Source organism: Aeromonas sp. S18(2024), assembly GCF_041402525.1.
GTDB classification, from domain to species: domain Bacteria; phylum Pseudomonadota; class Gammaproteobacteria; order Enterobacterales; family Aeromonadaceae; genus Aeromonas; species Aeromonas enteropelogenes.
In genome coordinates this window covers 296,455-310,104 of record NZ_JBGLQV010000003.1, presented here as the reverse complement: position 1 = coordinate 310,104, position 13,650 = coordinate 296,455, and the positions used below count along the sequence as shown (strand labels likewise).

Here is a 13,650-nt window from a genome sequence, read left to right as displayed (position 1 = left end):
GGGCCGTGACGGCCCCATCAGCTGACAAGGCTTTGTCTCCCTTGTTACACTGGCGCGCACTTATGTTCGTATCTGGCTTCGTCCGGTTTTTAATGCGACTGGATTTTAAATGGTGATGGCGAAGCCGCTTTTCCCAAGGGATCACATCTAATGAAGAACATGCATGTCTTGCTGCTGTGCGGCGGCGGTGGCTCAGAGCACGAAGTCTCTCTGCGCAGCGCCAATTTCCTCGAAAAACAACTCGGCCTGTTGCCCGGTGTCGAAGTGACCCGGGTCGAGATGTTTGCCGACCGCTGGCTCAGCGCCGACGGTCGCGAGTGCAAGCTGGGGCTGGACAAGCTGCTCTCGTTTGACAGCGTGGCCCGTCCGGTGGATTACGTAGTGCCCTGCATTCACGGCTATCCTGGCGAGACCGGTGATCTGCAATCCTTCCTGGAGCTGGCTGGCCTCCCTTATCTGGGTTGCGATGCCGAGGCGAGCAAGATCTGCTTCAACAAGATCAGCACCAAGCTGTGGCTCTCCGCTCTCGGTATCCCCAATACCCCCTATCTGTTCCTGACCGAACAGAACGAGGCGAGCCTGGCCGAGGCCAAGGCAGCCCTGGCCAAGTGGGGCAAGGTCTTTATCAAGGCCGCTTCCCAAGGCTCTTCCGTGGGGTGCTACTCCGCCAGCAACGAAGCCGACCTGGTGCAGGGCATCAAGGACGCCTTCGGTTACTCCGAGCAGGTATTGATTGAAAAAGCGGTCAAGCCGCGGGAGTTGGAAGTGGCGGTGTACCAGTACGGTGACGAGCTGGTGGCCACCTATCCTGGCGAGATCTGCGTGCCGCAGGACAAGTTCTACACCTATGAAGAGAAGTACAGCAACGCGAGCCACACCGAGACGGCCCTGCGTGCCGAAGGGTTGACCCAGGCGCAGGCTGACGCCATCCACGAGTACGCCCTCAAGGCATTCCGTCAGCTCAACCTGACCCACCTCTCTCGCGTCGACTTCTTCCTGACCGAAGAGGGGGAGATCCTGCTCAACGAGATCAACACCTTCCCGGGCATGACCTCCATCTCCATGTTCCCGAAACTGCTGGAGCATCACGGTCACAATTTTGCCCACTACCTTGAGCAGATCCTGCGCAAGGCCGGCTAAGGCAAACGCCACGCTCACCAAAATAAAAATCCCCGCCAACCGGCGGGGATTTTTTTATCTGATAGCTGACGGTGCAAGCTTCGCGCGTAAATCTCGTCAGTGGCGAGGATTACCCCTCTATCTTTTCAACCAACACCTGCAAGCGGCCTTGTGCCAGGGTGGTGACCAGGCTATCCCCTGCGCTCACCTGGGCGGCGTTGCTAATCACCTCGCCGCGTGGGGTGCGGGTGATGGAGTAGCCGCGCCCCAGGGTGGCGAGCGGGCTCACCCCGTCGAGACGGGCAGTGAGCATGGCGAGGCGATGGCTCGCAAGATCCTGGCGCTTGGCGATCAGCGCATGGAGGCGTTCCTCGGCCAACTGGTGGCGGCGCTTGCCGGCGGCCAGCAGCCGCTCCGGGCTCTTGGCCTGCAGGCGCAGCTCGAGGCTGGCAAGCCGCCGTTCCCCCTGATGCAGCCGCTGGCGCAGCTGTTGCTGCAAACGGGCGGAGAGCTCGTCGAGGTGCTGGGATTGCTGCTCCAGCCGCCGCTTGGGATCCTGATGGTCGAGCCGCTTTTGCAGCAACACAAAACCGTGACGGGCCGCAGTCTGATGGCGGTTCATGGCCTGCAGCAGCCGCTGCCTGAGATGAACGAGGCGCTGGGCGCGGGCACTGTGATCGGGCGCCACCAGTTCGGCGGCGGCCGACGGAGTGGGGGCACGCAGGTCGGCGGCAAAGTCGCTGATGGTCACATCCACCTCGTGACCCACTGCGCTGATAACGGGAATGGTTGAGCGGGCGATCGCCCGGGCGACGGCTTCTTCGTTGAAGCACCAGAGATCTTCAAGGGATCCGCCGCCGCGACCGACGATCAGCACATCCACCTCGGCGCGGCGATTGGCCTGGGCAATCGCAGAGACGATCTGGCTGGTAGCGGCGCTCCCCTGAACCTGTGTCGGGTAGATAAAGACCGGCAGATCCGGCGCGCGGCGCTTCAAGACCGTCAGCATGTCGTGCAGGGCGGCGCCGGTGGCAGAGGTAACCAGCCCCACGGCGCGCGGCTCGCGGGGGAGTGACCGTTTGCGGCCCTCGTCAAACAGCCCCTCGGCGCCAAGGCGGCGCTTGAGCTCTTCAAAGCGCAGAGCCAGCACGCCATCTCCGGCGGGTTGCATCGATTCGATGATAAGCTGGTAGTCGCCGCGCGGCTCATAGAGGGAGACCCGTGCCTGCACCAGCACCTGCATGCCGTCTTGCGGGCGAAACGCCACCCGGCGGTTGTTGCCCTTGAACATGGCGCAGCGCACCTGGGCACTGAGATCCTTCAATGAAAAATACCAGTGGCCCGAGCTTGGCATCGCCAGGTTGGAGAGCTCCCCGGTCAGCCACACCAGCCCCAGATCCTGCTCCAGGATCATGCGCACGGCGCTGTTGAGGCGGGTAACGGTAAAGACCTGCTGCTCGCGGCCATTGGCCGCACTGGATGGGCTAAATCGGTTCAAGGGGGATCCTGTGATTGTCTCAGGCCGGGCCAGAGGGAAAACAATGGTGGCTATCTTAACCTGAAACGGCCGCCGGGAGGAGCAAGAGGGGCCTGGTGCCGTGCAAATCAAGGGGGATTGGTCGCCTGTTTGCCACTTGTTGAGCAAGGGGCATCGTGAACCATATTGGTAAACACGGCGCTGCGAAAGGTGGGAACAGGGTTTACCTCAGTGGGGGAGGGGGCAGAAGAGTTGAAGCGGCGTGTCAGCAGAGGCTGGCCACGCCGCCGGGTCTGGTGGCTCTTATATCGCCTCTGCAGTTTCACCCTGATGGTCGGGTACGCGCCATTTCAGCACTTCGTCCAGCGACATGGGCTTGGCAAACACATAACCCTGGATCAGATAGACTCCATGCTCGGTGAGATAGTCCAGTTGCGCCTGATTCTCGACCCCCTCGGCGATCATCTCCATTTTGGATTGATGGCCAAAGGCGATGATGGCGTCGAGCACATTGCGCTTGAGGTCCGAGGTGCCGATGGTATCGATAAACATCTTGTCTATCTTGATGCTGCGGATACCCAGTTGCTGCAAATAGGCAAAGCCGCCATAACCGGTGCCGAAATCATCGATCTTGAAGTGATACCCCCGCAGCCCCAGATTGGCCATTTCACGAGCCGCATGCTTGACGTCCGAAATGGGCAGGCGTTCGGTGAGCTCGAAGGTCAGGCGGTCTGGATCGGGCCAGCGCAATTGTTTGAGCATGTCCTGCAGATGGGTCTGCTGCTCGACATGAGCGGCAACCAGATTGACGCTGACCCAGTGGGAGTCGGGCAGTTTTTTGAGATCCTCCACGATCTGGCGCACCATCTGGGTCGTCATCGGCAGGATCAGCCCCTGGTTTTCCGAATATTCGATAAACATCCCGGGGGAAATAAAGGTATCGCCCCGGCGCCAGCGCAATAATGCCTCATAACCCACGACTTCATTATTCCGGCTATCGACGATGGGTTGATAGAAAGGAATAAATTCTCCTCTGGTCAGCCCCATTTTCAGCAATCCGTCGAGAGAGTTTCGATAATTTCTCAGGGTCCAGTAGCCACCTACCAGCAGAAGGCCAAAGAGCAACGAAAATATCAGGCCATAATAGTAAACCTGCTGGCTGGCATAATAACGAAGTTCGTTGCCCCCCCAGATAGTCTGTTTGACTTTGTTGTATTCGTCGTAATCGGTCAGCGAGAGCGGATTGGGCTGCTGGGTGATGGCTTTATTACCGCGAGGCAATAACAGCTGCTCCATTATTGCGTCATTATCGCGGCGAAATTCCACATAGAAGCAATCCTCGCAGGGGATTGCCAATAATTCATTGGCCCAGCTGTTGTTCAGAACCCAATAAGCCAGATTGCCGGCCTGCCTGGAATAGATCAGCACCTCGGGTTCACTGTTGGCAGAATGTTGGGTCGTTGCAAAATGAAGCGTTGCAGCCTGATCACTCTCCTGGACGTCGGTCAGCACGGGCAAATCAAACCCCAGGGTCGAACAGCCACCTCCCTGGCTCGGATGCAGGCCGGCGAGGCGGATATGGCGACTGTAATAATCAGGATTGCGCAGCAGGGCGACATCTTCCGGTCCACAGTCAAACTTGAAGTGGGAAAGCTGGGCCAGAATGTTCTGCTCCAGGTTCTTGTTGCGCTCCAGCTGGTATTCCAATAGCTCCTGGCTCTTGGTCTTCAGCAGATGATAGGAGACGAAGGAGGTCAACAGGGGATTGAGTAGCAATACGAGCAGGACCGGGGTGAGCAAGAGTCCAAGGCATATCCAGACAGACGTGAATCGCGACATACATAACCTTCCTGGTAATCGAGCCAAAACGAGATGGCACAGCAGTCATCACAGACCTAGTTGTATCACGTTGGATCATCGCCCGGCAGCGAATTTTTCCTGTGAATGTGATGCCGGGCGAAGAGAGAGTGGAAGCGCCGTAACGTAAGACTTTTTACCGCATGTTTATGTTGGTCCAATGAGGCTTAAAGGCCATCAAACTCATCGCTATTATGTTTATTGTCATATAGCGCCGTCGCCTATTTACTGCCTGACGAGCGCCATCTCGTTGAATGAAGTGATGTTGTGTCATTGGGGTTGGGAAGAGGGGGAGGGGCAACAATGGCAATTTGCATAAAACAGCAAACTGATCGCTCTTTTGTCCCGGGATGGTCATTTCCAGAGTGATAATCTTGGTTTTTTGGCCTCTTGGCGCACCAAAAGAGGGCTACGCCATAAAAAATTCAAAAAACTTCTTTACCAGTGACCAATCCGTGAGTAAACTTCGTCGGCAATATTTTACACCCCCACTTCCCTAACGGTGAGATATTGCCATGCTCAGGATTGCCAAAGAAGCGTTAACCTTCGACGATGTATTGTTGGTTCCCGCCCACTCCGAAGTTCTTCCCAATACTGCCGATCTGCGTACCAAGCTGACCTCTGCCATCAGCTTGAACATTCCCATGATCTCCGCTGCCATGGACACAGTGACCGAAGCCCGTCTGGCTATCGCACTGGCCCAGGAAGGCGGTATCGGCTTTATCCACAAGAACATGTCCATCGAGCAGCAGGCTGCCGAAGTGCGCAAGGTCAAGAAGTACGAGAGCGGTGTGGTCTCCGACCCCGTGACCGTGCGCCCCGACATGACCATCGCCCAGATCAAGGAGCTGAGCCACAAGAACGGTTTCGCCGGTTACCCCGTGGTGACTGACGGCAACCAGCTGGTGGGTATCATCACAGGTCGTGACGTGCGTTTTGTCACCGATCTCTCCCTGACCGTCGAACAGATCATGACCCAGAAAGAGCGCCTGGTGACCGTGCGTGAAGGAGCCCCTCGCGAAGAGGTGGTTGCCCTGATGCAAAAGCACCGTATCGAGAAGGTGCTGGTGGTCAACGCCGATTTCAAACTCAAGGGCATGATCACCGTCAAAGACTTCCAGAAAGCCGAGCGCAAGCCCAATGCCTGTAAAGACGACAAGGGTCGCCTGCGGGTCGGTGCCGCCGTCGGTGCCGGTGCCGGTAACGAAGAGCGCGTCGCCGCCCTGGTGGAAGCCGGTGTCGACGTGCTGCTGATCGACTCCTCCCACGGTCACTCCCAGGGCGTGCTTGAGCGCATCAAGGCGACCCGTGAAGCCTATCCTGATCTGCAAATCATCGGTGGCAACGTAGCGACCGCCGCTGGCGCCAAGGCGCTGGTCGCCGCCGGCGTCAACGCCGTCAAGGTCGGTATCGGCCCGGGCTCCATCTGTACTACCCGTATCGTGACCGGTGTGGGCGTGCCCCAGATCACCGCCATCTCCGACGCCGTTGACGCACTGGAAGGCACTGGCGTTCCGGTGATTGCCGATGGCGGTATCCGTTTCTCCGGCGATATCGCCAAGGCCATCGCCGCTGGCGCCAGCTGTGTCATGGTGGGCTCCATGTTCGCCGGTACCGAAGAGGCGCCGGGCGAGATCGAGCTCTATCAGGGCCGCTCCTTCAAATCCTACCGCGGCATGGGCTCTTTGGGCGCCATGTCCAAGGGCTCCAGCGATCGCTACTTCCAGACCGACAACGCCGCCGACAAGCTTGTGCCGGAAGGGATCGAAGGGCGCGTACCTTACAAGGGCCGCCTCAAAGAGATCATTCACCAGCAGATGGGCGGTCTGCGCTCCTCCATGGGCCTGACCGGCAGCGCCACCATCGACGATATGCGCACCAAGGCCGAATTCGTGCGCATCTCCGGCGCCGGGATGAAAGAGTCCCACGTCCACGACGTGACCATTACCAAAGAAGCCCCCAACTACCGGATGGGCTGATAAAAGACGGGGCTGCGGCCCCGTTTTGTCACCGTTTTTTATCCCCACACCAGCATGATGCAGGAATAAAATGACTAAAAATATTCACGCTCACCGTATCCTTATCCTGGATTTCGGTTCCCAGTACACCCAGCTGATCGCCCGCCGCGTGCGCGAGATCGGTGTCTACTGCGAACTGTGGGCCTGGGATGTGACCGAAGAGCAGATCCGCGAATTCAATCCGAACGGCATCATCCTCTCCGGCGGTCCCGAGTCCGTGACCGAAGCGGGCAGCCCGCGCGCCCCCGAGTACGTGTTCAATGCCGGCGTGCCGGTATTCGGTATCTGCTACGGCATGCAGACTATGGCCGAGCAGCTGGGTGGCAAGGTGCAATCCTCCAACCTGCGTGAATTCGGTTATGCCAAGGTGGAAGTGCTGGGCAACGCCGGCAAGACCAGCGCCCTGCTGCGCAATATCGAAGATGCCATTGCCGACAACGGTAACGCCCTGCTGGATGTCTGGATGAGCCACGGCGACAAGGTCAGCGAGATCCCGGCGGATTTCGTCACCATCGCCCAGACCGCGACCTGCCCCCACGCCGCCATGGCCAACGAGGCCAAGCGTTTCTACGGCGTCCAGTTCCACCCGGAAGTGACCCACACCCGTCAGGGTGCCCGCATGCTGGAGCACTTCGTCAAAGACATCTGCGGCTGCGAGTGCCTGTGGACCCCGGCCACCATCATCGACGACGCCGTTGCCCGCATCCGCGAGCAGGTAGGTGACGACGAGGTGATCCTGGGTCTCTCCGGCGGTGTCGACTCCTCCGTGGTGGCCATGCTGGTCCACCGCGCCATCGGCGATCGCCTCACCTGCGTCTTCGTTGACAACGGCCTGTTGCGCCTGAACGAAGGCGAGCAGGTGATGGAGATGTTTGGCGATCACTTTGGTCTGAACATCATCAAGGTGGATGCCGAAGAGCGCTTCCTCTCCGCCCTGGCCGGTGAAGACGAGCCGGAAGCCAAGCGCAAGATCATCGGCCGTGTCTTCGTCGAGGTGTTTGACGATGAAGCCAAGAAGCTGAAAAACGCCAAGTGGCTGGCGCAAGGCACCATCTATCCGGATGTGATCGAATCTGCCGCCAGCAAGACCGGCAAGGCCCACGTTATCAAGTCCCACCACAACGTCGGCGGCCTGCCGGAAGAGATGAAGATGGGTCTGGTCGAGCCGCTGCGCGAACTGTTCAAAGACGAAGTGCGCCGCGTTGGCCTCGAGCTGGGTCTGCCTTACGACATGCTCTACCGTCACCCGTTCCCGGGCCCGGGTCTGGGTGTGCGCGTGCTTGGCGAAGTGAAGAAAGAGTACTGCGATCTGCTGCGCAAGGCCGATGCCATCTTTATCGAAGAGCTGCGAAAGGCCGATCTCTACAACCAGGTCAGCCAGGCATTCGCCGTCTTCCTGCCGGTGCGCTCCGTTGGCGTGATGGGCGATGGTCGCAAATATGACTGGGTCATTGCGCTGCGCGCCGTCGAAACCATCGACTTTATGACCGCCCACTGGGCCCACCTGCCGTACGACTTCCTCGGCCACGTGTCGAATCGCATCATCAACGAGATCAACGGTATCTCCCGCGTGGTGTACGACGTTTCCGGCAAGCCGCCCGCAACCATCGAATGGGAATAAGCGGCGCGCGCCCTTCTGCCCTTCGAGTATAAAAATGAAGAAAAGACGCCCTTGCGGCGTCTTTTCTTTTTTTAATCGTTTGCGCTGCAATTTTCTGCCGCTAGCAGCTTTGGCCGGGCTCGCTCCTGTCACATCTAACAGGAGGCGATTTCTGGCATCGGCACTAGGCTCTTTCATGCCCATTGCGACCGGCCTCTTAGTGATAAAGCGCTAGCAAGCCTTATCAGACAATGCGGGTCTCAACAGGGCCGCGATTCGGCAAAGGGGAATCAGCGTGCCAACCGGCTGCTGCCCCCGGTGGAGACCGGAAACCACTTGAATCAACGGGGCGCAGCCCGAACAGCCAAACGAGTCGGGACCATAGAGCACGGAGAGTTTGATATGTCAGAACAAGCAGTGTTGGTGGGTGGATGGACCGCATATCACAAGCTGACCGCCGAGGATCAGGCGGTATTTGACCAGGCGCTGAAAGGATTTGTCGGGGTGCAGTACGTACCCTTTGAAGTCTCCACCCAGGTGGTGGCTGGCACCAACTACCGCTTCAAGTGCAAGAGCACAGTGCCACTTGCCAAACCGATCCACGGCGAAGCCGTGGTGCAGATCTTCAAATCACTGGACGGGGATGCCCATATCACCTCCATTACCCCGATCTGATCAGGTTGTGGGGGTAGGCGGGGGAAGGGAAATCTCCTAACCGATTGGCTCCAACAACCTGCAATAAGAAAGACGCCTGAGGGCGTCTTTTCTTTATCTACGATTCGGCACCGTTGATATGTGACCAGCATTGGTATTTATTTGTTGATCTTGCTCAGGAGACTAACATCATTCTCTTTTTCTTATCTGTCTCGCTCGTTAATCTCGTTGAGATTGCCGATTGGCAATCCCTCTCTTTGAATCACATATGTATCAGAGCAGAAAAGCATATAGTAGCGGCAAAAAGTAGAAGAGATGAAGTTGTTATCTAGGGGCAATGATAAGGGGGGAGCCATTCCATCTAATTACGCTAGGTGACACAGCCGAGTTCATAGTGAATGGAGATTAGATATGTCACGAAAGCAAAAAATTCTTGGTGTTGATGGTAAGTACCACAAGAAGGGATCGGTGCTTGGTGTAGATGGAAAGTACCATCCACAAGGCTCAGTGCTTGGTATGGACGGACAATATCATCCGCAGGGACACTTTCTTGGCGTTGATGGCCAGTACCATCCGTCAGGGAGCGTGTTGGGCGTTGACGGCAAGTATCATCCTCCTGGGTATTTTCTCGGAGTAGATGGGAAATATCACTCTCCTGGGGCAGAGTTTGGTATTGATGGGAAGTATCACTAGGTGGGAGCTACCGAACAAAATTTTATTTGTCATAGAGGGAAATATGCCAGACCCTAAACCATATAGGTACCTAAACACCCTGCTGGCGAAAGCCGAATATGGTGATACTGATTTCAGAGAGTTCCTGAGTACAGATGCTCGAGTCATTCCGTTAGAAGTTTCGGATCAACACGGTTTTGAAGGTATTTTATATATAAAAATTACGCAAGAGAAACGCCCATACTGGGCACCGCTGGCAGATGCAATTGTCGGTAGGGCAATAGACCAGTTGTCGAATAAATCTAGCTCTGCAGTTCTTCTTATTCGCGTAAATAGTAAGGTGCTTGCATTCACCTTTGGGTATGGTCGGTTTCTTCTTAATACTGGGTGTTTTTAACAGGATTTTGGTCTAAAAACGGCATTAAATACACTTAATCATCAGAGCTTACGCAGTGTTGAGCTTCATACACTTGAAGATCAACCTATCCAAAAGAAATCCCAAGCTACCCGAGATTCTGACGCCAGCGTTTTTGGAATTGATATATTTCGGGATGTACTCCGTGCTGTCACAGGTTCACCTAGAGTTGGTATCGGGTACAAGAACATTTCTGGTGGTGATGCGATTTATTCTTTTGGTATAGAAATGCTGGTGGAAGATATACCTGAAATCGCTGCAGACCTTCTTGGTTACTATAATCTAGACCTTTATAAAAAATCGTTCAGTTGGGTGGATAACATTAGGCGTGTAAAAGACACAGCGTCGATTTCAGCTTTAGACGATTTATTACTTGCAGCTGTGAAGGGGCGAGATGAGTCTATTGTTGTTACATTACCGGAGATCATTGAGTGGGATTCCGTGCTTGGTTTCAGTTTCACTCGGTCTAAACGCGATCTTTCGCCAACAATTGACACTGGTAAGTATCTTGATAATATTGTTCCTGACTCCATATCTGTTGAATCCATTCGTCGAGACCGACTTTACATCACTGATATACATGACAACGAATTTGCTCACTCACTCTACGAGTGCCTGTACTTCGAGTTAGATGGTATAAATTCAAAAAAAGTAATTTTCGGTGGTAATTGGTATGAGATCGATAAATCTTTCATGAATGGTATCGATGCCACGTTAGCTTTGATAGAACTCAGTGATATCCCATTCCCCTGTATTGAAGTTTGGGATGAAGGGGAGAAGAAAAAAATCGAGGCGGAGGGTGATTACAACGAGCGCGTAGCTGTTAGCTTAGATTGCTATTTATTGGATAAGAAACTTGTTAAATGTTCGAAGACTACGTCCCCTATCGAACTATGTGACCTTTTGACAAAAGACAAAAAACTAATTCATGTTAAGCACCGAAAAGGTGGTTCAGCTGGCCTAAGCCACTTATTCGCACAAGGTAGCGTATCGGCAGAGGTTATGCTCGGTGATAGGGCATTTAGGAAAGAAGCACGGAAAGTGTTACGTCGTATTTCCCATTCTGCACATGAACTCATTCCTATCGATGGATTGAAAAGTTCAGACTATGAGGTTGTATTTTTGATCTTGGGTGATACTAATTTAAGTGTCAAAGAGAACCTTCCTTTTTTCAGTAAGGTTAATTTAACCCTTGTATTCGAAAACCTTTCACAGAGAGGCTACGAGGTGAAGATTGCTGGAGCCGAAAAGGTTGTTCGAGATGGAACATAATAACATGTGCTTCAGAATTTATAGCATGATTAGTATTTATCTCGTGAAATACCTATCACCTCAAACGCACATGACATAAAAGTTTGTTATTAGGGAGTTTATGAAACATCCAAAATTTAAAGGAACAGGCACTTTAGATGCTGAGTTAGATATGTTTCAGAAAGATCTGTTAAGTAAGGAAATTGAATTTAACTGGATAGTCAATGAGTTAAAGAATGCAGATCCATCTGTTGATAATATTAACAAGCTCAGGCAGAAACTTAGAAGTAAGGAAAAACAGGTTATAAAGGCCCGACGACAGGTAAAAGCTATAAAAGATCAGCGAATTCGTAAAGTCAATGAGCGTCAGCATAGTAAGTTAGGTGGCCAAGCTAAGAAAAAGGAGCGATTAGCTTTAAATCGTGCAATCAATGAAGAAATGAAGAAGCAGGAGAATATTTTGTCACAGTTAAATAATGTGAGTATCAATTTCCCATCTCAAAAAAAGGAGCAACAGACTGGGACTGAGTTATTCATTTCACACGCATCAGAAGATAAGGCTGACTTTGTAAAACCACTCGCAGATGAGTTGATAGAACTTGGCGTGTCAGTATGGTATGACGAATATACATTGCGAATAGGTGACAGTTTACGTCGTTCAATTGATAAAGGTTTGGCAGAGTCTAAATATGGTTTGATTATTCTTTCGAAAGCCTTTTTTGAAAAGAACTGGACTCAATACGAGTTGAATGGACTTGTGGTGAAGGAAATGGAAGGGAGTAAGGTCATCTTACCTATTTGGCACAATATTACTAAAAATGAGATTATGCGTTTAAGTCCTTCTCTAGTTGATAAAGTAGCTCTAAATTCAGCAACGCTTACGGTGAGGGAAATTGCTGAGAAAATAGCAGATGCAGTGAAGCATGACTAATAATACCTCTAAAGAGAGGTTATGAAAGTCCGTAGGGTGCAATGAACAGCGTGAATTGCACCACTAATTTCGAGCATCTTACAATGCCAAAATCCTCTTTGAAAATGGTGCAATGCGCTGCGCTTATTGCACCCTACGTGGCTTCGTCAATCCGCTGGGGGGACGCTGAGCGCCATGCCTCGCCAAAGCAACAAAAAGGGCGATCTGCGCCCCGAATTCTTTATAATGCCCCCCTTTAAAACCGCTGGACGAAGGTCCGGCGCGATCTGATGGCCGGTTTGAGCCGTCAGACAGATCACCAGGATTGAGAAACGGTTATGCATACTCTGGAACAGCTGCGCTCAGGAGCCTTAAGCGGCGCTCGCCATCTGAAAATCTCTGAAAACCTCGCGGTTTTCCCACCCGAGATCCTGAGCCTGAAAGAGACGCTGGAGGTGCTGGATCTCACCGGCAACCAGCTAAGTACACTTCCGGACGAGCTGGCCGGGTTCAGCAAGCTGCGCATCATTTTCTGCTCAGAGAACCGCTTTACCGAGTTGCCCGAGGTGCTTGGGCGCTGCCCGGCGCTCACCATGGTGGGCTTCAAGGCCAACCGGATTGCTCGCGTGTCGGCCAAATCGCTGCCGGCGAGTTTGCGCTGGCTGATCCTGACCGACAACGCAATTGAAAGCCTGCCCGATGAGCTGGGCCAGTGCGACGGCCTGCGAAAGCTGATGCTGGCGGGCAATCGCCTTACTGCGCTCCCCGAGACCCTTGCCAACTGCCGCCGTCTGGAGCTGCTGCGTATCGCAGCCAACCGGCTCGAGGCGCTTCCCGAATGGCTGCTGTCGCTGCCGCGCCTCACCTGGCTCGCCTATTCCGGCAACCCCTTTAGCGATGCGCTGGAGTCGCGCATGGCGGCGAGTGCGCAGGTGGCAGATATCCGCTGGCATGAGCTGGCGCTGGGTGAGCCGTTAGGGCAGGGGGCCTCCGGCGTCATCCATGGTGCGAGCTGGAACGGGGGCGAGTGTCAGGCGGTGGCGGTCAAGCTCTTCAAGGGGGCCGTGACCAGCGATGGTTTGCCGCGCTGTGAGATGACGGCATCCCTGGCGGCGGGCAATCATCCCAATCTGGTCGAGGTGGTGGGGCGGGTGGCGGATCACCCCTCCGGCATTCCGGCGCTGGTGATGGGGCTTATCGATCCCGCGTTTGCCAATCTGGCGGGGCCGCCGAGCCTGGAATCCTGTACTCGCGATATCTATGCCGCCGACTTGCGTTTTACCTTGCCCGGGATGATGGCACTGCTGCGGGGGATCGCCTCGGTGGCGCGCCATCTGCACGGCATCGGCATCATGCACGGGGACCTCTATGGCCACAATATGCTCTATGCCGCAGGGCCATGTGGGGAGGTGCGGGTATTGCTCTCCGATTTTGGCGCGGCCTCTTTTTATGAGCGTGCCGAGCAGGCGCGGGCCTTCGGGCTGGAGCGGCTCGAGGTGCGGGCCTTTGGTTGCCTGCTCGAAGAGCTGCTCGCGCGCTGCGAGGCCGATGAGGCGAAGCTTGCCTCCCTGCATCGCCTCAAGGCCGCCTGTCTGGCAGAACAACCCCAGGTCAGGCCGGATTTTGCCCACATCTGTACCGTGCTGGATGAGGTTGAGCTCTAACGGGAAAAGGCGA

9 protein-coding genes and 1 pseudogene are annotated in these 13,650 nt (G+C 54.7%); 8 read left to right on the top strand and 2 right to left on the bottom strand.

Annotation, left to right across the window (positions count from 1 at the left end; all coding sequences use genetic code 11):
• The first annotated feature begins 150 nt into the window (after nt 1-150).
• Nucleotides 151-1,140: a D-alanine--D-alanine ligase gene (locus ACB034_RS07595; protein WP_042069586.1), complete on the top strand. Its 990-nt coding sequence runs from the start codon at nt 151-153 to the stop codon at nt 1,138-1,140.
• Nucleotides 1,141-1,249: 109 nt separating this feature from the next.
• Here the strand turns inward: ACB034_RS07595 and xseA are convergent, their stop codons facing one another.
• Both xseA and ACB034_RS07585 read right to left on the bottom strand, forming a co-directional pair.
• Nucleotides 1,250-2,617 (bottom strand): exodeoxyribonuclease VII large subunit, encoded by a 1,368-nt coding sequence (gene xseA / locus ACB034_RS07590; protein WP_371172506.1) that lies wholly within the window; start codon nt 2,615-2,617, stop codon nt 1,250-1,252.
• Nucleotides 2,618-2,899: 282 nt separating this feature from the next.
• A complete protein-coding gene (locus ACB034_RS07585) occupies nt 2,900-4,435 on the bottom strand; it encodes an EAL domain-containing protein (protein WP_026456762.1) in 1,536 nt (511 codons plus the stop codon).
• A gap of 533 nt (nt 4,436-4,968) precedes the next feature.
• Between ACB034_RS07585 and guaB the strand changes: the two genes are divergently transcribed.
• From guaB to ACB034_RS07550, 7 genes and pseudogenes are all read left to right on the top strand, one after another.
• Nucleotides 4,969-6,432, top strand: a complete 1,464-nt coding sequence (gene guaB / locus ACB034_RS07580; protein WP_342012079.1) for an IMP dehydrogenase — start codon at nt 4,969-4,971, stop codon at nt 6,430-6,432.
• 70 nt (nt 6,433-6,502) lie between these two features.
• Nucleotides 6,503-8,092 (top strand): glutamine-hydrolyzing GMP synthase, encoded by a 1,590-nt coding sequence (guaA, locus tag ACB034_RS07575; protein ID WP_042029181.1) that lies wholly within the window; start codon nt 6,503-6,505, stop codon nt 8,090-8,092.
• A gap of 381 nt (nt 8,093-8,473) precedes the next feature.
• The gene (locus tag ACB034_RS07570; protein ID WP_005337011.1) at nt 8,474-8,746 is read left to right on the top strand and encodes a hypothetical protein; all 273 of its coding nucleotides are present in this window, start codon (nt 8,474-8,476) and stop codon (nt 8,744-8,746) included.
• Between the two features lie 390 nt (nt 8,747-9,136).
• Nucleotides 9,137-9,418 carry a hypothetical protein gene (locus tag ACB034_RS07565; protein ID WP_371172505.1) on the top strand — a complete coding sequence of 94 codons (282 nt, stop codon included), beginning with the start codon at nt 9,137-9,139 and terminating at the stop codon, nt 9,416-9,418.
• Nucleotides 9,363-11,084 (top strand): annotated as a pseudogene (locus ACB034_RS07560) (TIGR04141 family sporadically distributed protein). Before ACB034_RS07565 ends, ACB034_RS07560 begins: the two are co-directional and overlap by 56 nt.
• A 100-nt stretch (nt 11,085-11,184) precedes the next feature.
• Nucleotides 11,185-11,994, top strand: a complete 810-nt coding sequence (locus ACB034_RS07555) for a toll/interleukin-1 receptor domain-containing protein (RefSeq protein WP_371172504.1) — start codon at nt 11,185-11,187, stop codon at nt 11,992-11,994.
• A gap of 317 nt (nt 11,995-12,311) precedes the next feature.
• Nucleotides 12,312-13,637, top strand: a complete 1,326-nt coding sequence (locus ACB034_RS07550; RefSeq protein WP_371172503.1) for a leucine-rich repeat-containing protein kinase family protein — start codon at nt 12,312-12,314, stop codon at nt 13,635-13,637.
• The last annotated feature ends 13 nt before the right edge of the window (nt 13,638-13,650 follow it).

Bases quoted from the DNA above. Each gene is read 5' to 3' on its own strand.
- ACB034_RS07595 (WP_042069586.1), top strand. From the start codon at position 151: ATGAAGAACATGCATGTCTTGCTGCTGTGCGGCGGCGGTGGCTCAGAG.
- ACB034_RS07585 (WP_026456762.1), bottom strand. From the start codon at position 4,435: ATGTCGCGATTCACGTCTGTCTGGATATGCCTTGGACTCTTGCTCACC.
- guaB (WP_342012079.1), top strand. From the start codon at position 4,969: ATGCTCAGGATTGCCAAAGAAGCGTTAACCTTCGACGATGTATTGTTG.
- guaA (WP_042029181.1), top strand. From the start codon at position 6,503: ATGACTAAAAATATTCACGCTCACCGTATCCTTATCCTGGATTTCGGT.
- ACB034_RS07570 (WP_005337011.1), top strand. From the start codon at position 8,474: ATGTCAGAACAAGCAGTGTTGGTGGGTGGATGGACCGCATATCACAAG.
- ACB034_RS07565 (WP_371172505.1), top strand. From the start codon at position 9,137: ATGTCACGAAAGCAAAAAATTCTTGGTGTTGATGGTAAGTACCACAAG.
- ACB034_RS07555 (WP_371172504.1), top strand. From the start codon at position 11,185: ATGAAACATCCAAAATTTAAAGGAACAGGCACTTTAGATGCTGAGTTA.
- ACB034_RS07550 (WP_371172503.1), top strand. From the start codon at position 12,312: ATGCATACTCTGGAACAGCTGCGCTCAGGAGCCTTAAGCGGCGCTCGC.